Consider the following 19,241-nt stretch of genomic DNA (forward strand, 5'->3'; position numbering starts at 1 on the left):
GGAATGCGCTGCGATCAAACGGAACGCCAGGTGGGGCTGCTCGCCACGCGCACGTTGATATAGGCGACCGATCCTTCGTTGTCCTTAAGGATCTGCAGACAGACGCGTTCCTTGTCGCGAATGTCCTCCGCAGCGCCGAAGGCGATCTCCACGTTGGAATCGAGCGTGAGCGTCGCGTTGTCCGAGGACGAGGCGGATATCTGCTTCACCTGGTCCTTAAGTTCGGTCGTCATGCCGGAGACGATGGCAAGCGCGTTGTTGACGCTCGCATCGGTGCAGGTCGACCCGACTTCAGGGCGCAGGCCGTAGGCGACGTCGGTGATGGCGAGCGCATGCGCGGCATCGTCGTAGATGGCGGGGCTCATGGCCCGTCCCTCGGCGCTGTCCTGGTCGGGAATCCTGCACAGCCACGTGCCGTCGTCGGCGATGGCCCACAGCTCGCTCGTCGATCCGTCTTCGGACAGAACCTCGACCGTCGCCGCTATCGGACGTTCGGTCGCGGAAATGACGAGGGTGTTCGGGAATCCGCGCGAGACCTTCGCCTTCTTGATCCATGCATCCCGCAGGATGTTCGCCTCGATCTTGCCCGTGTCGACGCGCAGAAGCGTCGTGTCCGCAGGAATGGCCGCAAGCCGGCTCATCTCCTCGGAGGTCAGATGCTCGACCCCCTCGACCGAAACGTCCTCGATGGCGAAAAGATTCGAGGAATAGGCCGCCGCGCCCGCGACGAGGAATGCCGCGATCGCGACGAGAACGGCCACGACGCGCCGTGCGACGCCGCGCCGGCGCTCCTGATCGCGACGGATGCGGTCGTTGCGGCGTATATCGCCGACGCGCATCGACGTCAGGCCGGAGCCCTCCCGTGCCGCACGGGCGGCATGCAGGCGCTCGGACCCGCTGCTCGGAGCGCCGAACGGAGACGAGGCCGCCCTGCGTGCGGGACGGGTCGAACGGGAGGCGGCCTGGGGGCGTCGCGATGAGGAACGCCCGCTTCGCACGGACGATCGGTCGGATATGCTCCTACGCGAATCCAAGGAAGCGAACCTCCGGTTCAAGGTCGATGCCGTATTCGACGCGTACGGCGTTTTGAACGTCAAGCATAAGCGAAACGACGTCGGAAGCATGCGCATGCCCCAGGTTCACGATGAAATTGGCATGAAGATCCGATATCTGCGCATCGCCGCATCGCCGGCCCTTGAGGCCCACGCCTTCGATCAGGCGGCCGACCGATTCGCCTTCGGGATTCTTGAACACGCTGCCGCACGAAGCGAACGTGAGCGGCTGCGTCTTGCGGCGCCGCGCCATGGCCCCCTCCATGCGCGCCTTGATCATCGCATCCCCAGGCTTCGTCAGAAGCTCGCACTCCAAGACGATCTCGTCAGACGGAAGCGAACAGGACCGATACCCCCAGGATATGTCCGAGGCGCCGTATCGCTTGAGACCCGCGCCGGGGCGATACGAGACCACCGACTTCACGCGCATCCCGATGGATTCGTTGCGCGTTCCCGCATTCATGCGAAGCGCGCCGCCGATCGATCCGGGCGTGCCGACGGCGAATTCCATACCCGACCGTCCGGCTTCGAACGCCTTGCGCACGACGCCTGAAAGCGGGCATGCGGCGCCTGCCACGACGATGTCGGGATCGTCGTAGACGGCGCACGACGAGAACTCGGCGCCGAGCGAGATCACGACGCCGTCGAATCCCTCGTCCGACACGAGCAGGTTGCTTCCCCGCCCCGCAACGAACCACCCGAAGCCGCGGATGCGGCAGGCGTCGATGGCGTCGACGAGAGAGCGAAGGGAATCGGCGCGAACGTACGCGCGCGCCGGCCCGCCGATGCGATAGGTCGTATGCCTGCTCATAGGCTCGTTTTCAAGCACGAATCCCGAAAACGAAGGCGGCAGGCCGAGAAGGGACGCCATGCGAAGCCCCTAGCGCGCCGAGAGCGCGTCGACGATGCCGGGGCCGAGCTTCGTGACGCTGCCCGCGCCCATCGTGATGACGAGGTCGCCCTCCCGGGCCCGATCGACGACGGAACGGATCGCCTCGTCGAAATCCTCGATGTAGGACACGTCGGAAACCGAGCCGCACGCGCGGACGGAATCGGCGACGAGCCTGCCGCTCACTCCTTCGATAGGATCCTCGCCCGCCGCATAGACACCGAGAACCGTAAGGGAATCGACGCCCGCGAACGCCGGACCGAATTCGTCAGCGAGGGATGCGGTGCGTGAATAGCGATGCGGCTGGAAGATGACATGCACGCGATTGAAATCGAGGCCCGTCGCGGCAGCAAGCGTCGCGGCGATCTCCGTCGGGTGATGCGCATAGTCGTCGACGACCGCGACGCCTGCGGCTTCGCCTTTGAGATCGAAGCGGCGACGCACGCCCGAATAGGACGCGATGCCCGCGGACGCGGATGCGACGTCGAGGCCGAGCGCCCAGATGACGCCGAGCACGCCCGCCGCATTCAAGGCGTTATGGCGACCGGGATTCTTGGCCAAGCCGCTCTCGACGACGGTGCCGTCGGGAAAGCTCAGCGTGAACGTGCTGGAGACGCCGTGCGTGGCGTAGTCGGACACGCGCACGTCGCATGCCGGGGAAAAGCCGTAGGACACGACGCGGCGCCCGGTCGATTCCGCAAGCTCCGCAAGCGATGGGTCCTCGCCGCAGACGACGAGGGCGCCGTCGGCGGGAACCGATGCCATGAACGTCTTGAACGTCGCGCGGATCTCGTCGATGCCGCCCACGTAGTGGTCGAGATGGTCGGCCTCGACATTGGTGACGAGCGCGACGTAGGGCGAAAGGTTCAAGAACGATCCGTCGCTCTCGTCGGCCTCGACGACGTAATAGTCTCCCATCCCTGATTTCGCGTTCGTGCGATAGGCGTCGACCATGCCGCCGACGATGAACGTCGGATCGAGCCCGAGCGCATCGACGGCTCCGGCGAGCATCGAGGACGTCGTCGTCTTCCCGTGCGTCCCGGCGGCCGCCAGGGTCTTCTTGCCGCGTCCGAGCTCAGCGAGCATATGCGCGCGCTGCCAAACGGGAATCCCGAGCTCGCGGGCGCGCATGACTTCAGGATTCGTGTCGGGAACAGCGGTCGACGCCACGACGACGTCGCATGCGGGATCGACGTTGGCGGCATCGTGGCCGACGAACACGCGGATGCCTGCTGCGACGAGCTGGTCGGTGTACGCGGACGTCGCCATGTCGGATCCGGAAACCGCCATGCCGAAATCGGCGGCGACGCGCGCGATGCCGCTCATGCCCACCCCGCCGACGCCGACGAAATGGACGCGTCGCACATTCGAACCTGCATTCATGAATATCTCCCTAGAGCCAAACCAACGATAGACGACGGACGCGACCGTCAGGACGCGGCGCCCGAAACGCCAACGACGGAATATACCACGTTCGCGAGCGCGACGGCTGCATTCCGCGCACCCGCCCCGCGCGCCGCCTCGCGCATGGAGGCGCGCAACCCTTCGTCGCAGACGAGCTCGAGCAGACGGGCCGCGAATTCCTCGCTATCGATGTCCGCATCCGCGATCATGCGCGCCGCGCCGCTTTCCACATACGAGCGCGCATTGATGGTCTGATGGTCCTCCGCGGCGTACGGGAACGGGACGAGGAGCGCGGGGACGCCGATGGCCGCGATCTCGGCCAGGGACGTCGCGCCCGCGCGGGACAGCACCGCATCGGCCGCAGCGAGCACCTCGGGCATGCGGTCCTGGTAGGCGAAGAGCTTCCAGCGCTCCTTCTCGGCATCGTCCAGATCCAAGGCGCACGCCGTCTCCTCATAATTGCCCGTGCCCGCGACGTGGACGACGAAGAGGCCGTCGACGGCGAGGAGCCGCTCTTTCAGGCGACAGACCGCCTCGTTGACGTGCTGGGCGCCGAGGCTGCCGCCGAACACGACGAGCAGCGTCGCATCCTCGGGCACGCCGAGCATCTCTCGGCCCTGGGCGCGCGTCGACGTGACCACGCTCGATCTGACCGGATTGCCCGTCACGACCGCCGTCCCCGGCCTCACGTCCTTTTCCGTCACGGCATAGGTGAGCGCGACCTTGCGCGCGCGCTTCGCAAGGAATCGGTTCGCCATGCCCATGACCGAGTTCTGCTCGTGCACGACCACGGGGATGCCGAGGCGCGATGCAGCGAATCCGACCGGGATGGATACATAGCCTCCGAAGCAGACGACGACGTCGGGCCGCATCTTCTTCATCCACGAACGGGCCCTCAGGCTCGAAGCGTAGAGCTTCACGGTCGACGATGCGATCGTCCAGGGACGCTCCCGATCGAACCCTGCCCCCTCGAAGGGGAAGAACGCGATGCCCGCCTGCGGCACGAGGCGCGCTTCGACGCCTGTGGGCGTGCCCGCGTAGCAGACCTCGTGCCCGTCGGCTTCGAGGCGCTCGGCAAGCGCGAGCGCCGGGTTGATGTGCCCCGCGGTGCCGCCGCCTGTAAGAACGATCCTCATCTGCGTTTCCCTTCCTCGAATTCCCTAAAGCCTTCGCGTCCCGCACGGCGCGGCCTATGCCCGCCGGCAAGCCCGATATCCGAAGGCGTCCTGCGCGGGGACGCAAGCGTCGCGCCGCCCGCCATGCGCGAGGACCGAGGCGCGTCGCTTGCATTCCGCGAACGACGACGGGGCTCGTCGGCCGCACCGCCCGTCATGCGCGACGGGCGCGCCGATCCGCCTCGCGCGCCGCGGTCGACGGCGACCACGTTGAAGTCATTGCGACGACGTTCGTGCGGCGTCAGGACGTTCGAACCGTGCGATATCGAAAGCAGCAGTCCGACCACGATGAACGACGACCAGAGCGACGAGCCGCCCGACGAGATGAACGGAAGCGGCTTTCCCGTCGTGGGCAGGATGCCCGTGGCGCAGGCCATGTTCAGAAATGCCTGGAACACGAGCATGACCGTGAGGCTCGACGCCATGAGACGGCCGAACTCGTCCGGCGCGCCGTCGGCGATCCGCAAGCCCGCGTACAGAAACGCCAGGAACAGTACGATGACCGCGAAGGCGCCTATGAAGCCGAGCTCCTCGCCGATGATCGAATAGATGAAGTCGGTCTCCGCTTCAGGCAGGTAGAGGAACTTCTCATGCGAATTCCCCAAACCCAGACCGAACAGCCCGCCCGACGAGAACGCGTAGAACGAGCGGATCATCTGGAACCCCGTGCCGTAGCCGCCCTGCCCGTCGTTCCACGGGTCGAGCCAAACGGAAATGCGGTCCGAGCGATATCCCACGGTCAACGTGAAAACGCCGGCGCAGACGATAAGAACGACGACGCCGAGGAAGTAGCGCAGGGGAATCTCACCGAACCAGAGCACCGCCAGGATGCCGACAGCGATGATCATCGTGGAGCCGAGGTCGGATTGCGTGCGATACAGGATGAGGATGGGCAGAAGCAGGCCGACGGCGATCGAGAGCGCCAGTTCCTTCCCTCGAAGCGTCCCGTCGCGCCACTGCACCATGATGCGCACGGCGAGCAGGACGTAGGCGATCTTCACGAACTCGGAAGGCTGGATGCTGATGGGCCCTATGATGAGCCATCGTTTCGCGCCGTAGATGACCTTGCCGGCGAAGGCGACCGCGAACAGGGATAGCAGCGCCGCGACCCACACGACGTCGGTCGCGCGTCCGAGCCAGACATGATACGGAACGCGTGCGAGGACGACGGCGATGCCGACGCCCGTGATAGCGAAGAAGGCCTGCTTGCCCACGTACGAGAAGATGCCCTTGCCTTGACTGATGGATTCGACCGTGGAGGCGGAGAACACCATGACGAGCCCGAGCATCGTCAACAGCAATGCCACGGCGATGAGCAGGAGACGCGGCGCCATGACCGACGCCGGCACGCCGCGGGCGTCGGCATCGCGTCGGGAATCGCGATCGATATCGTAGACCATTCGTGCCATATGCCGCTATCCCCGTCCCGCGCGGAATGCGACGAGCTGCTTGAACACGCGACCGCGATGCTCGAAGGAGTCGAATTCGTCGAACGAGGAGCACGCGGGCGAAAGCACAACGGTATCGCCCGGAACCGCAAGCCCGAGCGCCGCATCGAACGCGTCTTCCATGTGCTCGACAAGCACACGCCTGACCCCCGAGCCGTCGAACGCATCGTAGAACCGGCGGCCGGCGGCACCGAAGCACACGACCGCCTTGCAGCCGTCCTTAGCCGCCTCGACGAGCGGCGAGAGGTCGGTGCCCTTGTCATGCCCTCCCAGAAGGAAGAGCGACGACGGACCGCGAAACGATGCGAACGCCTTCAACGTCGCATCGACGTTGGTCGCCTTGGAATCGTTCACGCATGCGACGCCGGCGACGGCGCCGCAGGGTTCCATGCGGTGCTCGAGAGGAGAGAAGGCGCGCAGGGCTCGACGGATCGTATCGGGCTCGATGCCGAGCGCAAGCGCGGCGCACGAAGCGGCCAGCGCGTTCGAGGCGTTGTGATCGCCTTTGATACCGAGTTCGTCGATGCTCACGAGATCGATCGCCTCGTCGCCGAGGCAGATGCGCAGCATGCCGTCATGCACGAAGGCGGCGTTCTCCGAACCGCACGCATCCTTCATGCTGCTTCCGAGACCGGCGGCGCATCCGAGCGGCACGTACGAGAAGCCGCGCGCGGGATCGGATGCCAGCTCCTTCACGCAGGCGCGCGAGACGTCGGTCACGGCGTCGATGGCGAGCACGCCTGCCGTCGTCGCGAGATTGGCGTATACGCGCTTCTTCGCCGCCACGTACGCCTCGAAGGTCATATGCCAGTACAGATGATCGGGCGTGATGTTCAGAAGCACGGCGGCATCGGGTGCGAAGAGGACGGTGGACGCGAGCTGGAACGAGCTCGCCTCGGTCACGAACACGTCGGCCGCATCGGCCGCGACGGCCTCGATGCAGGTGTCGCCGATGTTTCCGACGGCGACCGCAGAAAGCCCCGCCTCGTCGACGATGAGCTTGGTGAGCGTCGTCGTGGTGGTCTTGCCGTTCGTGCCCGTGATGGCGACCCAGCGGGAATCGGAGCGGCTTTCGCGCCACGCGAATTCGACCTCGCTCACGATCTCGGAGGATGCGGCCTGCGCATTCTCGTAGAAGCGGGAGAACTGGGATATGCCGGGGCTGGCGATGCAGATGTCGTAGCGGTCATCGAAGGTGAACGTGTCGAAAACGACGCGTGCGCCGCGCTCCATGCAGGCGTTCGCGAAGGGCATCGCGTCGTCGTCCCGATCGCCCGCGGCGACCGTCAGGCTCTTGACGCGGCCTCCCAGACGATCGAGGCAGTATGTGCAGACCGCCCGTCCGCTCTTGCCGAAGCCGAGCACCAAGACGTCGCCCAGATCGGCGGGCGCCGCCTTGCGTCCTTCGATGTATCGGCCGTCCATGCTCATACCTCCTCGCCCATCCGCGCCGTTCGCATGCGACGCGCACGGGATGATGCCCTGTCTCCGCTGTGCCTCGCGACGCGAGGACGATGCGCATGATCCTGCCATGCACGCACCTTTCGCTCCCTGCTACGAGACGAACGGTTGGATGAAGAAGATCGAGAATCCGATGCCCGCGAGCACGGCGGAGATGATCCAGAAACGGATAACCACCTTGACCTCGCTCCATCCCTTCTTCTCGAAGTGGTGGTGCAAAGGCGCCATCAGGAAGATGCGCGTGTGCGTGCGACGGTAATGCAGCACCTGTATGACGACCGAAAGGGCCTCGGCGACGAAGAGGCCGCCGATGATGAGGGATACGATCTCGGTCTTCGTGATCATGGCGATGCAACCGAGCGCCATGCCGAGCGCGAGGGACCCGGTGTCGCCCATGAAGATGTCGGCGGGATAGGCGTTGAACCAGAGGAACCCGACGCAGGCGCCCGCGATCGTGGCGCCGAACACCGCGAGGGGCAGGATGTCGGATGCGTAGGCGATGGCTCCCATGACGAGCATGGACACCATGACCGTGCCCGCCGCCAGGCCGTCGAGCCCGTCGGTCAGGTTGACCGCGTTGCTCATGCCGGCCAAAAGGATCGCGCAGAAGACCGCATAGAGCCAGGGAATGTCGATGCCGCCCGCGATGGGCAGCGTCGTCGTCAGAACGCCGAGGTCGATGACGGGCAGAAACGGAATCTGCACCGTGGGCGCGACGTGGCATACGTTGACGACGACGAGCGTGAAGAGGATGGACACCGTGAATTGACCGATGAGCTTGCCTTTGGGCGTCAATCCGAGGGAGCGTTCGTGCACGACCTTCGATGCATCGTCGAACAGGCCGAGCGCCCCGATGAGAATCGTCGCGACGAGCGCGGATGCGAGCTCTAGGGACGGAGTGGCGACGAGCAGCGTCGTGATGATGACCGCGACGAGCATGATGACGCCGCCCATCGTGGGCGTGCCCTGCTTCACCAGGTGGCTTTCAGGACCGTCGGCGCGGACCTGCTGGCCGACATGGGTCCGCTTCAGCAGCTTGATCCACGCGGGCATGATGACCATCGTGAGCGCCGCGGCCACGATGAACCCGAGAAAGACCTGGAAGGTCGGATATGACGAGAAATGGTTGAAGAGCATCAGTCGACAGCTCCTTCGGCAAGCTTGCTCAATCCCATGCAGTGAGAGGCCTTCGCCAGCACGACGTCGTCGGCGCGCACGATGCGCGAAAGCGCCTCACGGGCGGCATCCGCGTCGTCGACCTCTTGGATGCGGGCCGGATCCATCCCGGCCGCGCGCGCTGCGTGCGCGATGCGGCGGGATTTCGGGCCGACGCAGATGAGCGCATCGATCTTTGCCCCTGCGACCGCACGCCCCACGGAGTCGTGCCCCGCGTCGGAAGCGGATCCGAGCTCCCCCATGTCGCCGAGCACCGCGATGCGCGATCCCGACGTCGAAAACGAGGACAGGACCGAAAGCGACGCCGCCATGCTTTCGGGGCTCGCATTATAAGCGTCGTCGAGCAGGCGGTAGCCTCCCGGCATGCGCAGCAGCGCCTGACGGCCCGCCTGGGCCTGCGCGCCCGCGAGCGCATGGCAGACATCGGGAAGGGACATCCCGTACGAAAGCCCGATCGCAGCTGCGCCGCAGGCGTTCTGCACGTTATGCGCACCGCGCAGCTTAAGCGCGCATGCGCAGGATTCTCCCTGCGCATGCAGCACGAACGTCGGACGACCTTCAGCGTCGAACGCCACCTCGGTCGCATAGACGTCGGATGCGTGCCCTTCGCCGCCGAAGCGCACGACGCGGATGCCGCGTTCGGCCAGGCGCGCGTGCTCGATGATGAACTCGGTGAATTCGCCGTCCGCCGCGAGGAATGCGACCCCTTCGCCGTCGGGCAGGGCTTCGGCTATCTCGGCCTTTGCGCGGGCGATGTTCTCGCGCGTGCCGAGGTATTCGAGATGCGCGGTCCCCACGTTCGTGATGATCGCGCGCTCGGGCCGTGCGACGGCGGCAAGGCGGGCGATCTGGCCCCTGCCGTCCATGCCCATTTCGACGACAAGGGCCTCGCAGTCCTTGGGTGCGGTCAGGACCGTGAGAGGAAGGCCGAGCTCGTTGTTGAAATTGCCCTTGGTGGATTCGGTTTTGAAGCGGGCGGAAAGGACCTGCGCCGCAAGTCCGCGCGTCGTGGTCTTGCCCACCGACCCCGTCACGCCCACGACATGGGCGGATAGTTCCTCGCGCCAGGCCGAGGCGAGCGCGGACAAGGCCTGCTGCGCGTCGGGCACGCGCGCAATGCAGCAGCCCGCCTCGCGTGCAAAGGCGAGCGCCTGCTCCGGCAGATCGTCCGTCACGATGACGAGGGCCGCGCCGGCGGCGAGGGCCGCGCCGGCGAAATCGTGCCCGTCGACGCGGGCGCCCTTCAGCGCAAGAAAGGCGCCTCCCTGCTCGACCGCACGGGAATCCCATGTGATCGAAGAGACGCGCGAAAGCGGGGACGAAGGCTCGACGACGATGCGCGCGCCGATCCTCCTCACCGCTGTTTCGATTGAAAAATCCATTGACACCTCACTGGTCGACCTGGCCTTCGGGCGTGCGCTGCGTTTACTCGACGACCCGGTACCGGTCGATGGCGAACGACATTATATCGTGGAACAGCGGCGTGGCCGGCGAATCGTCGTAAACGTGGTCGACCTCCACGAAGCACACCAAAGGCGAGCTGGAGTCGGGAAGAAAGCCGCAGAAGTCCTTGTTCGCGGCGTACTTCTCGTAGCCTCCGCCCTCGACGGCGTATTCCGCCGTGCCCGTCTTGCCCGCGACCGAGAAGCCGTCTATGGCGGCGTCGACGCCGGTTCCCTCCTCGACGACGGTCTTGAGCATGCTCACCATGTCGGGAATCGCGGCGATGTTCTCGATGATGCGCGCGCTCGCGTAGGCGGGCGTTTCGTCGGTCTGGGGTTTCGCGATCAGGAAGTGGGGCGTGCAGGCGACGCCGCCGTTGCGCAAAGCGCCGTAGAAGCGCGCGATCTGCAGGGGGGTCACGGTGATGCCCTGCCCGAACGTCACGTTGTACGCCTGGATCTTCGACCACTCCGACGAAGCGGTATGGTACCCCGCCGCTTCTCCGGGATAATCCGCTCCCGTCGCTTCGGTCATGCCGTACGCCTTGATCTTCTCGTACAGCTTGTCGAAGCCCAGGTAATCCTCCACGGAGCGCGATATGCCGACGTTGGAGGAATTCTGGATGATCTGACGCAGCGTCATATCGGTCTCCGGGCGATCATGCATATCCGAGACGCGGTACTCGTCCGCCGCGATGCTCGTCGGGCAGTAGACCACGGTATCGGGCGTCATCGTGCCCGCTTCGAGGATGGCGGTGGCGGACACGGTCTTGAACACCGACCCGGGTTCGAAGGCGTTCGTGATCGATTTCACCGACGTCGCGCCCTCCTCCACCTTCGAGGTATCCGAAGGATTGAAGTACGGCGTGGAGGCGACGGCGATGATCTCGCCGTTCGACGAATCGAGCAGAATCGCGTTTCCGTCGGTGCCGCCCTGGTTCCTGACCTGGCCGCGCAGCTTCTCCTCGACGAAAGCCTGCATATCGATATCTATCGATATGATGATGTCCTCGCCGTCGACGGCCTCGTTCTCAACCTTGCTGCCGTCGGGAATCGATGTGCCGTCGGCTCCGATCTCGTAGGACATGCGTCCGTTCTCTCCGCGCAGGATGTCGTCGTAGAAAAGCTCGAGTCCCGACACGCCTTCGCCGTCGATGTTCGTGAAACCGACGACCTGGCCGGCCGTCGAGCCGTACGGGTAGATGCGCTTGGTGTCTCCGATGAAGTGAACGCCGGAAAGCCCCTGGCTCCGCAAAGCCTTCGCCGCATCGGCGTCGGCTTTGCGTTTGACGTAGACGAAGGTGGAATCCTGCGTCACAAGCTCGCGATAATCGTCCTGCGTGCCGTCGAAGGCATCGGCGAGCGCCGCAGCGACGCCTTGGGGATCGGAAACCTCGCGGGGATTCACGTAGACGGTGGTCGCGTCGACGCTCGTCGCGAGCACATTGCCGTTGCGGTCGTAGATCGTTCCGCGACGGGCGGGCACGTCGTAGGATACCGTGCGCGACGCCTCCGCCATCCGGGAATACTCATCCGCTTTCGCGACTTGGAGATACAAAAGGCGTCCCGACCACAACGCCGCGATGCCGCCGAAAGCGGCGAGCACGAAGTTTCGGCGCGACAGGGACGGCGCGCCGTCGTCGAAAAGCAATTCCAGGCCCATAGAGGCTACCCCCGGGCTGCGATGGCTTCGATGCTTCCGGAAAGGGAGAGATTGCCGTCGGAATCGGTGGAGACGACATCGTCGTCGAGCGTCACGACGCTCGTGGCGGCGGGAGCGGCCATGCCGAGGCGCGATGCCTGCGAACGGATGATGGTCGCGTTGGCAAGCCGGCTCTGCTGGACCTCGAGGTCGTTGCCGAGCGTGCGCGCGGAATCGATCTGCGCGGCGACGGAATCCGCTTCCATGGACATGCTGACGCTTTCCGCGGTGAGCGTCACGCGCACCATGGCGAACGCCGCGACGATCGCGGCGGCGACGAGGACGATGACCACGGAGGCAATGACGCTCGAGGGGAGCGTGACGATATCGGGCCGCATGCGGCGGCCGGGCACGACGTCGACACGGGGACGGTATGCGCGATCGAAGTCCGGGGCCTCGGCGCCGTGCGTGTAATACCCGCGCGCATACGAGACCGCGCGGCCATACGGCCGGCCGCCCATGCGTGCGTATTCCCTTTCGCCCATGCTCGAACCCCTCCTTCCCTGATTCATCGCCCCGCGTACGCTTCTACTTCCTGCACGCGATCCGCAGCTTCGCGCTGCGCGCTCGCGGATTGTTCTCTATCTCCCCTTCTGCAGGAAGAAGGGGCTTGCGCGTCATGACCTTGAGCACCGGATCGGCACCGCATACGCAGACCGGCAGGTCGGGCGGGCAGATGCACGTCCGAGACAGGTCCGCGAACAGATTCTTGACGATGCGGTCCTCGAGCGAGTGATAGCTGATGACCGCGATGCGGCCTTGGGGGTTCAACCACCTGACCGCTGCCTCGAGTCCCCTCTTGAGCGCATCGAGCTCGGAGTTGACTTCGATGCGAAGCGCTTGGAACGTCCGTTTCGCCGGATGTCCCCCGCGCCGACGCGCCGAAGCGGGGATCGCCGCTTTGATGATCTCGACGAGCTGTCCTGTCGTCTCGATAGGAGCATCCTCTCGCGCCGCCACGATGAATTGCGCGATTCTGCGTGCCCATTTCTCGTCGGAATTCTCGAAGATGATCCGAGCGAGCTCTGATTCGGTTGCGCTGTTGACGAGCTCTGCTGCGTTTCGGGTTTGTCTGCCCGGATCCATTCTCATGTCGAGAGGAGCATCCTCCCTGAAGGAGAACCCCCTGGAGGCGACGTCAAGCTGCGGGGAGGAGACGCCGAGGTCGAAGAGAATCCCATCGATCCCCGGCACCTGGGCCCGTACCAACAGCTCGTCGAGATCACCAAAGTTGCCTTTGAGAAGCTTGATGCGCGGACGCTCCTTCTCAGGGAGCGCACGGAGGCGCTCGCCTGCGGCCGCGAGCGCCGCGTCGTCCTGATCGATGCCGATCAGGAGGCCGTCTGCGCCCAAGCGTCCAGCCGCTTCGCAAGAATGTCCTGCGCCGCCGAGCGTTGCGTCCACGAAGATGTGCCGTGGTTTGAGTGCGAGTCCTTCGAGGCACTCGGCGAGCAGGACCGGTGTGTGCCGGTATTCGTCTGTCATGCCGCTCACGCCAGGGACTTATGAGAAGAGCAACGCATCGAGGTCGATGCTGCTCTGGAACTCGTCCCAACGCTTCGCATCCCAGATTTCGAAGTGGTCGGTGTTGCCGATGAGCACGACGTCCTTGTCAAGGTCGGCAAGCTCGCGCTGCTTGGACGCGAGGTTGATGCGACCGACGCTGTCCATGGAGCTCGACACGGCGCTGGCATTCAGCTTCGTGCGCGCGAGGACATGCATCCTGTCGCTCGGATTGAAGCCGCCGCGCTTTTCGAACAGGGCGTCGACCCATGCCTCGAAGCCTTCGGCGGTGTAGACCGACAAGAACTCGTTCTTGGTGCTGGGGACCACGACGAGCTGGGTTTCCTCGGTCAATGCCTTGCGAAACGGCGATGGAAGCGTCAGACGGCCCTTGGCATCGACTTTGTGGCGGTATTCGCCGAACAAAGCGGTCATGGGGTCCTGCCTCCTTCTCCCTGTCGCATGCATCCAATCGAGTGGTCACATTCTATCCCACTTTCTCCCACATCGCAAAGAAAATCCCCCACTTTGATGTCATGCTTTCCCCTTTTCAGTCCACGCCGACCTGCGCGAAGACATGCCGAGCCAAGCCCCGGGAAGATATAGGGGGTCGAAGGAAGATAGGACCTAGATATGGTCCGTGAGAGGAAGCGGAGCACGCGATGAAGAATGTGTGGCGCGCACGCCGCCGAACCCGAAGGCGCGACGGCGTGCCGTCACCGACGCAGGTCTGCCGATCGCCGCGGATGGATGGACGGGATCAGAACGCGGCCTTGGCGCGAGGGTGGGCGCTCAGGTATTCCTCGCGCACGTGCGTGCGGTCGACATGCGTGTAGATCTGCGTCGTGGAAATATCTGAATGCCCGAGCATCTCCTGGATCGCGCGGAGGTCGGCGCCTCCTTCGAGCAGATGCGTGGCGAACGAGTGGCGCAAGGTATGGGGGTGCAGATCCTTGATGCCGATGACGTGCCCCGCCTCGCGCACGATCGAGTGGATGGACTGGCGCGAAAGCCGTCCGCCGCGGGCGTTGAGCATGACCGCAGGCGTCAGGCGTCGCGGCGAACGCAGGAGAGGCCGGGCATCCTCGAGATACGATGCGAGGCAGCGCGCCGCGCTGCCTCCGATGGGCACGATGCGCTCGCGCGATCCCTTGCCGACGATGCGCAGTATTCCCTCGTCCAAGAACACGTCGCCCGCATCGAGACCGGAAAGCTCGCTTGCGCGCAGGCCGCAGCCGTAGAGGAGCTCGAGGGCGCACGCATTCCGCACGCCGAGCGGACCTTCACGGAACTCCTGATCGAGCAGCGTATTCACCTGATCGATCGAAAGCACGTCGGGAAGTCGGGCGGGAACGCCGGGCAGAGGAAGCGCACACGCGGGATCGGACGCGACCAGGCCGTCGCGCACGAGGAACGCATGGAACCCCTTCAAGGCCGAGACATGCCGCTCGATGCTCGCCGCAGCATATCCGCGCCCCGACAGGTCGGCGACGTAAGATGCGAGCGCATCGCGCGTCACGTCGCGCGCGGCATGCACGCCTTCGGAATCGAGAAAGGCGACGTAATCCTCGAGATCGGCGGCGTACGACCGAACCGTGAGATCCGACGATCCCTTCTCTATCGAGAGAAACGAGAGGAAGTCGCGCACTGACGAAAGAAGGGGGGCGCACAGAGCGCTCCCCTCTTCGTCGACGGTCCTTCTTTTCACATCGCGCGGCACGTCGGGCCTAGCGAGCCTCGCGGTACGCGAGGGAAGCCGCCACGAACGAGGCGAAGAGCGGATGGGGGCGGGTCGGACGGCTCTTGAACTCCGGATGGGCCTGGCTGGCGACGAACCACGGATGGTCGGGCAGCTCGATCATCTCGACGAGGCGATCGTCGGGCGACACGCCCGAGATGACGAGGCCCGCATCCTTCAGGCGGTCGCGATACGCGTTCGACACCTCGAAGCGATGGCGGTGGCGCTCGTAGACGATCTCGGAGCCGTAGGCCTCGCGCGCACGCGTGCCTTCGACGAGCTTGCACGGATAGGCGCCCAGGCGCATCGTCGCGCCCTTGTCCACAACGTCAAGCTGATCGGGCATGATGGAAATGACCTGATGGGCGGCCGACGTGTCGAACTCGGACGACGTCGCCCCCGCAAGACCCGCGACATTGCGCGCGAATTCGCAGACCGCAGCCTGCAGGCCTAGGCAGATGCCGAAGAAGGGAACGCCGTGCTCGCGCGCATACGTGATGGCCGCGATCTTTCCCTCGAACGCGCGGTGGCCGAAGCCGCCGGGAACGAGGATGCCGTCGCAATCGGACAGAAGACGGTCGGCCGAATCGCCATCGACCTGCTCGGCGTCCACGAAACGCACGTCGACCCTGGTGCCGTCGGCCACGCCCGCATGCTTGAGCGCCTCCGTGATGGAAAGATAGGCATCCGGAAGGCTCACGTACTTGCCCACCACGGCGATGGCGACGTCCTTCTCGCAGCTCCGCTGCGCCTCGAGGAACAAGGAAAGCGGCGTCAGATCGATGGCGTGGGCCTCAAGGCCCAGCCGGGCGAGCACGCGCACATCGAATTCCTGGTCATGCAGCGCGAGAGGAACCGCATAGATGCTCGATGCATCGATGCATGAGAACACATCGGTGGGCGCCACGTCGCAGAACAGAGCGATCTTGTCACGCACATCGCTTGGAATGTCATGATCGGAACGGCAGACGATGAAGTCGGGCTGGACGCCGAGCGAGCGGAGCTCCTTGACGCTGTGCTGCGTCGGCTTGGTCTTCACCTCGTGGGCGGCCGCGATGTAGGGCACGAGCGTGACATGCGCGAAGACGACGTCTCCCGTCGGCATTTCCTTCTTGAACTGGCGCGCGGCCTCGATGAACGGCTGACTTTCGATATCGCCTATCGTGCCGCCGATCTCGGAGATGACGATGTCGGCGCCCGACTGGTCGGCAATGCGGCGCAAACGCTCCTTGATGGCGTTCGTGACATGGGGGATGACCTGAACCGTGCCGCCGAGGAAATCGCCGCGACGTTCCTTGGCGATCAGGCTCTGATAGATGGAACCCTGGGTGAAATTGGAGTCGCGGGTCAGGCTCTCGTCGATGAAGCGCTCGTAATGCCCGAGATCGAGATCCGTCTCCTGGCCGTCGTCGGTGACGAACACCTCGCCATGCTGGAACGGGCTCATCGTGCCCGGATCGACATTCAGGTAGGGATCCATCTTCTGCATGGTCACGCGATACCCGCGCGCCTTGAGAAGGTGGCCGAGAGATGCGGCCGTGATGCCTTTGCCGAGCGACGAGACGACGCCGCCGGTCACGAAGATGTGCTTTGCCATGGATCCTTGCCTATCCCCTCTGGTCTTTCGTGCCGAAGAATGTGCCGGCGATTTCGCGATAGAAGTTCTCGCGCTTGTAGCGAAGGAGCACCGTCGGCGTCGGCGTGCGGCGGATGGTCGCGTGTTCGATCGGCTCATCGGGCGTGATGAGCTCCCCATCGACGAAAAGGCTCGCCTCGCGGCTTTCCGGGTTGCGCGTCAGATCGATATGCACCACGTCGTCCGGATCGGTCACGACCGTACGGGACTGGAGCGTATGCGGGACGAGAGGCACCACGATCAGCCCGCGGAAGTCGGGCGCCACGAGAGGCCCGCCTGCCGAGAGGGCGTAGCCGGTCGAGCCGGTGGCCGTCGACACGATGAGGCCGTCGCCGCGCAGCTCCATGAGATGCGTACCCGAGATCGCTACATCGAAGCTGATGACGCGTCCGAGAGCTCCACGCGTGACCGCGAGCTCGTTCAGGGCGAAGCGAGGGGCGAGACGCACCCCTTCGGCGGTCGTGAGCTCGATGGTCAGGCTCGCGCGCTCCTCGCGCTCGACGTCTCCCGCGATCGCGGCGGCGACGATGGCCTCGACCCCGTCGGCCGGGGAATCGACGAGAAAGCCGAGATGGCCGAAGTTGATGCCGAGGATCGGAACCTTGGATTCGCCGACCAGGCGCGCGGAATGAAGCATCGTGCCGTCGCCGCCGAGAGACACCACCATGTCGAAGGCGGGCACCGAAAGCGCGCGGCGCTCTTCGGAGAGCGACTCGATGGAAAGAGGAAGGCTTTCGGTCTCGGCATGCGCGATGCCGCGGGAATCCAGGTATCGGCAGAGCGCGTCGGACGCGGCGAAGGCATCGGGATTCGCGCTATTGCGGATAATCAGGATGTTCATTTCGCCTCGTTTCCATGCGACGCTCCAGAAGCTATCATGCACATAACTTTCGCATTATACCCAATACGGAAAGCGCGATATGCCCCCCATGCGTAATTCCATACGGCGCGAAGGCGCGCCCTCCGACGAGCCTTCGGCGGCATCCGTCAACATCGGCGGCGCTGCAGCGCTCATCAGCTTCTTCGTCATCATCTCCCGCATCACGGGCTTCCTGCGCACATGGGCCATGGCCTTCGCGCTCGGTTCGACGATGCTCGCGAGCTCCTATCAGGTGGCCAACAACCTGCCGGAGATGCTCTACGAGATGGTCATCGGCGGCATGCTGGTGACCGCGTTTCTGCCCGTGTACGTATCGGTCAAAGAACGCCTCGGGGAGAAGGGCGGCAACGATTACGCGAGCAATCTGCTGAGCATCACGTTCGTCGTCCTCGGCATCGTAGCGCTCGTCTGCACCTTCCTGGCGCCTCAGCTCATCTACACGCAGAGCTTCCTGAACGACCAGTCGACCATGGGCGATGCGATCTTCTTCTTCCGGTTCTTCTCGATGCAGATCCTGTTCTACGGCCTGTCCTCCATCGTAAGCGGCCTTCTGAACGCATCCCGCGACTATCTCTGGAGCAGCGCGGCGCCCATCTTCAACAACGTCATCGTGACGACGACGTTCGTGCTGTACGCCTTTTTCGCGCAGAGCGATCCCGAAGCCGCGAAGCTCATCATCGCCATCGGCAATCCGCTGGGCATCTTCGTGCAGATGGCCATCCAGATCCCGGCGCTCAGGCGCAACGGCATCCGCATCCGCCCGCATATCGATCTCAAGGACCCCGCGCTCATCGAGACGCTGTCCATCGGCGTGCCCGCCACCATCGTGATGGTCATGGGGCTCGCCATCGTATCGGTCAAGAACGCCGCCTCGTACAACGCCTTCGACAACGGCCCGTCCATCATCGCCTACGCGCGCCTGTGGTACACGCTTCCCTACTCGTTTCTGACCGTCCCCATCACGACGGCCATGTTCACGGAGATCGCCGAGATGTTCTCGCATGACGATCTGGAAGGATTCAAACGCGGCATCGTCTCGGGCACGTCTCAGATCATCTTCTTCATGGTTCCCTTCGCCATGTATCTCGCGGTCTTCGCGGCGCCGCTCGTCACCTTGTACCACATCGGCGCGTTCTCGAGCGAGAACATCCTGCAGATTTCGAGCTACCTTGCATTCCTCGCGCTCGCGCTGCCGCTCTACGGCGTGAGCACCTATCTGCAGAAGGCGTTTTCCGCCCTGAGGCGCATGGGCGTCTACGCCGCGATCATGGCAGCTTCGGCTGTCGCATCCATCGCGTTCACGCTCTTGTTCGGCTCGAGCGCGCTCATCGCCGACCCGATCATGCGCATGGCCGCCATCGCGCTGGCCGAAACGGTCCAGTACGTCGTTATCGACATCGCCTGCTTCGTCTATCTGAAGAGCACCATGGGCAGCATCGGCATCCGCAGCATGCTGGGCGCGACCGCACGTTCGCTCGTGTTCGGAGCGCTCGGATCGGCGGCTGCGCTCGGCGTCATGAGCGTCCTCGAGTCGACCGTGGCACCGCTCGACGGCTCCATTCCCCATGCGCTCGTCGTCATCGCCGCGGGAGGCATCGTGGCGCTCGCGGTGACGTTCGGCGGAGCGCTCGCGCTCAAGGTGCCTGAATCGGCCATGCTCTCAGGCCTCATCAATCGGCTTCTTTGCAGAATCGGGCTGGCCCGTCCTTGATTCGCGTCGCGTCCCGCAATGACG

At 64.7% G+C, this 19,241-nt stretch carries 16 protein-coding genes; 1 reads left to right on the top strand and 15 read right to left on the bottom strand.

All coding sequences use genetic code 11. From position 1 onward, the window contains the following. Positions 1–14 precede the first annotated feature (14 nt). From HMPREF1155_RS07670 to HMPREF1155_RS07740, 15 genes are all read right to left on the bottom strand, one after another. Positions 15–1,034 carry a cell division protein FtsQ/DivIB gene (locus tag HMPREF1155_RS07670; RefSeq protein WP_238319152.1) on the bottom strand — a complete coding sequence of 340 codons (1,020 nt, stop codon included), beginning with the start codon at positions 1,032–1,034 and terminating at the stop codon, positions 15–17. Then, positions 1,021–1,923 carry a UDP-N-acetylmuramate dehydrogenase gene (murB, locus tag HMPREF1155_RS07675; protein WP_009078968.1) on the bottom strand — a complete coding sequence of 301 codons (903 nt, stop codon included), beginning with the start codon at positions 1,921–1,923 and terminating at the stop codon, positions 1,021–1,023. Before murB ends, HMPREF1155_RS07670 begins: the two co-directional genes overlap by 14 nt. Positions 1,924–1,932: 9 nt before the next feature. Beyond that, a complete protein-coding gene (gene murC, locus HMPREF1155_RS07680; protein ID WP_009079063.1) occupies positions 1,933–3,324 on the bottom strand; it encodes a UDP-N-acetylmuramate--L-alanine ligase in 1,392 nt (463 codons plus the stop codon). A gap of 47 nt (positions 3,325–3,371) precedes the next feature. Next, a complete protein-coding gene (gene murG / locus HMPREF1155_RS07685) occupies positions 3,372–4,481 on the bottom strand; it encodes an undecaprenyldiphospho-muramoylpentapeptide beta-N-acetylglucosaminyltransferase (protein ID WP_009078959.1) in 1,110 nt (369 codons plus the stop codon). Next, positions 4,478–5,929, bottom strand: a complete 1,452-nt coding sequence (locus HMPREF1155_RS07690; RefSeq protein WP_238319154.1) for an FtsW/RodA/SpoVE family cell cycle protein — start codon at positions 5,927–5,929, stop codon at positions 4,478–4,480. Before HMPREF1155_RS07690 ends, murG begins: the two co-directional genes overlap by 4 nt. Before the next feature lie 6 nt (positions 5,930–5,935). After that, entirely contained in the window at positions 5,936–7,399 is a 1,464-nt protein-coding gene (gene murD, locus HMPREF1155_RS07695; protein ID WP_155999253.1) for a UDP-N-acetylmuramoyl-L-alanine--D-glutamate ligase, read from the bottom strand. Between the two features lie 123 nt (positions 7,400–7,522). After that, positions 7,523–8,566, bottom strand: a complete 1,044-nt coding sequence (gene mraY / locus HMPREF1155_RS07700) for a phospho-N-acetylmuramoyl-pentapeptide-transferase (protein ID WP_009078907.1) — start codon at positions 8,564–8,566, stop codon at positions 7,523–7,525. Next, the gene (gene murF / locus HMPREF1155_RS07705) at positions 8,566–9,987 is read right to left on the bottom strand and encodes a UDP-N-acetylmuramoyl-tripeptide--D-alanyl-D-alanine ligase (protein ID WP_009078972.1); all 1,422 of its coding nucleotides are present in this window, start codon (positions 9,985–9,987) and stop codon (positions 8,566–8,568) included. The genes mraY and murF overlap by 1 nt, the downstream gene beginning before the upstream one ends. Before the next feature lie 43 nt (positions 9,988–10,030). Further along, a complete protein-coding gene (locus tag HMPREF1155_RS07710) occupies positions 10,031–11,710 on the bottom strand; it encodes a penicillin-binding protein 2 (RefSeq protein ID WP_009078914.1) in 1,680 nt (559 codons plus the stop codon). 5 nt (positions 11,711–11,715) lie between these two features. Next, positions 11,716–12,234 carry a hypothetical protein gene (locus HMPREF1155_RS07715; protein ID WP_006361800.1) on the bottom strand — a complete coding sequence of 173 codons (519 nt, stop codon included), beginning with the start codon at positions 12,232–12,234 and terminating at the stop codon, positions 11,716–11,718. Positions 12,235–12,277: 43 nt separating this feature from the next. Continuing rightward, entirely contained in the window at positions 12,278–13,234 is a 957-nt protein-coding gene (rsmH, locus tag HMPREF1155_RS07720; RefSeq protein ID WP_039993602.1) for a 16S rRNA (cytosine(1402)-N(4))-methyltransferase RsmH, read from the bottom strand. Between the two features lie 18 nt (positions 13,235–13,252). Further along, the gene (locus HMPREF1155_RS07725; RefSeq protein WP_009079117.1) at positions 13,253–13,687 is read right to left on the bottom strand and encodes a division/cell wall cluster transcriptional repressor MraZ; all 435 of its coding nucleotides are present in this window, start codon (positions 13,685–13,687) and stop codon (positions 13,253–13,255) included. Between the two features lie 325 nt (positions 13,688–14,012). Continuing rightward, positions 14,013–14,960 carry a site-specific tyrosine recombinase gene (locus HMPREF1155_RS07730; RefSeq protein ID WP_202898224.1) on the bottom strand — a complete coding sequence of 316 codons (948 nt, stop codon included), beginning with the start codon at positions 14,958–14,960 and terminating at the stop codon, positions 14,013–14,015. A gap of 19 nt (positions 14,961–14,979) precedes the next feature. Then, a complete protein-coding gene (locus HMPREF1155_RS07735) occupies positions 14,980–16,587 on the bottom strand; it encodes a CTP synthase (protein WP_006361804.1) in 1,608 nt (535 codons plus the stop codon). Between the two features lie 10 nt (positions 16,588–16,597). Further along, on the bottom strand, positions 16,598–17,467 hold the full coding sequence (locus HMPREF1155_RS07740) for an NAD(+)/NADH kinase (protein ID WP_006361805.1): 870 nt from the start codon (positions 17,465–17,467) through the stop codon (positions 16,598–16,600). 88 nt (positions 17,468–17,555) lie between these two features. On the opposite strand from HMPREF1155_RS07740, the gene murJ reads away from it, so the two are divergent. Beyond that, on the top strand, positions 17,556–19,217 hold the full coding sequence (gene murJ, locus HMPREF1155_RS07745) for a murein biosynthesis integral membrane protein MurJ (protein ID WP_009078945.1): 1,662 nt from the start codon (positions 17,556–17,558) through the stop codon (positions 19,215–19,217). Positions 19,218–19,241 lie beyond the last annotated feature (24 nt).

Origin of the sequence: Slackia sp. CM382 (assembly GCF_000293015.1) — a bacterium.
GTDB lineage: Bacteria > Actinomycetota > Coriobacteriia > Coriobacteriales > Eggerthellaceae > Slackia > Slackia exigua.

Bases quoted from the DNA above. Each gene is read 5' to 3' on its own strand.
- HMPREF1155_RS07715 (WP_006361800.1), bottom strand. From the start codon at position 12,234: ATGGGCGAAAGGGAATACGCACGCATGGGCGGCCGGCCGTATGGCCGC.
- murD (WP_155999253.1), bottom strand. From the start codon at position 7,399: ATGAGCATGGACGGCCGATACATCGAAGGACGCAAGGCGGCGCCCGCC.
- HMPREF1155_RS07740 (WP_006361805.1), bottom strand. From the start codon at position 17,467: ATGAACATCCTGATTATCCGCAATAGCGCGAATCCCGATGCCTTCGCC.
- murF (WP_009078972.1), bottom strand. From the start codon at position 9,987: ATGGATTTTTCAATCGAAACAGCGGTGAGGAGGATCGGCGCGCGCATC.
- HMPREF1155_RS07735 (WP_006361804.1), bottom strand. From the start codon at position 16,587: ATGGCAAAGCACATCTTCGTGACCGGCGGCGTCGTCTCGTCGCTCGGC.
- HMPREF1155_RS07725 (WP_009079117.1), bottom strand. From the start codon at position 13,687: ATGACCGCTTTGTTCGGCGAATACCGCCACAAAGTCGATGCCAAGGGC.
- HMPREF1155_RS07690 (WP_238319154.1), bottom strand. From the start codon at position 5,929: ATGGCACGAATGGTCTACGATATCGATCGCGATTCCCGACGCGATGCC.
- HMPREF1155_RS07710 (WP_009078914.1), bottom strand. From the start codon at position 11,710: ATGGGCCTGGAATTGCTTTTCGACGACGGCGCGCCGTCCCTGTCGCGC.
- murC (WP_009079063.1), bottom strand. From the start codon at position 3,324: ATGAATGCAGGTTCGAATGTGCGACGCGTCCATTTCGTCGGCGTCGGC.
- rsmH (WP_039993602.1), bottom strand. From the start codon at position 13,234: ATGACAGACGAATACCGGCACACACCGGTCCTGCTCGCCGAGTGCCTC.
- murG (WP_009078959.1), bottom strand. From the start codon at position 4,481: ATGAGGATCGTTCTTACAGGCGGCGGCACCGCGGGGCACATCAACCCG.
- mraY (WP_009078907.1), bottom strand. From the start codon at position 8,566: ATGCTCTTCAACCATTTCTCGTCATATCCGACCTTCCAGGTCTTTCTC.
- murJ (WP_009078945.1), top strand. From the start codon at position 17,556: ATGCGTAATTCCATACGGCGCGAAGGCGCGCCCTCCGACGAGCCTTCG.
- murB (WP_009078968.1), bottom strand. From the start codon at position 1,923: ATGGCGTCCCTTCTCGGCCTGCCGCCTTCGTTTTCGGGATTCGTGCTT.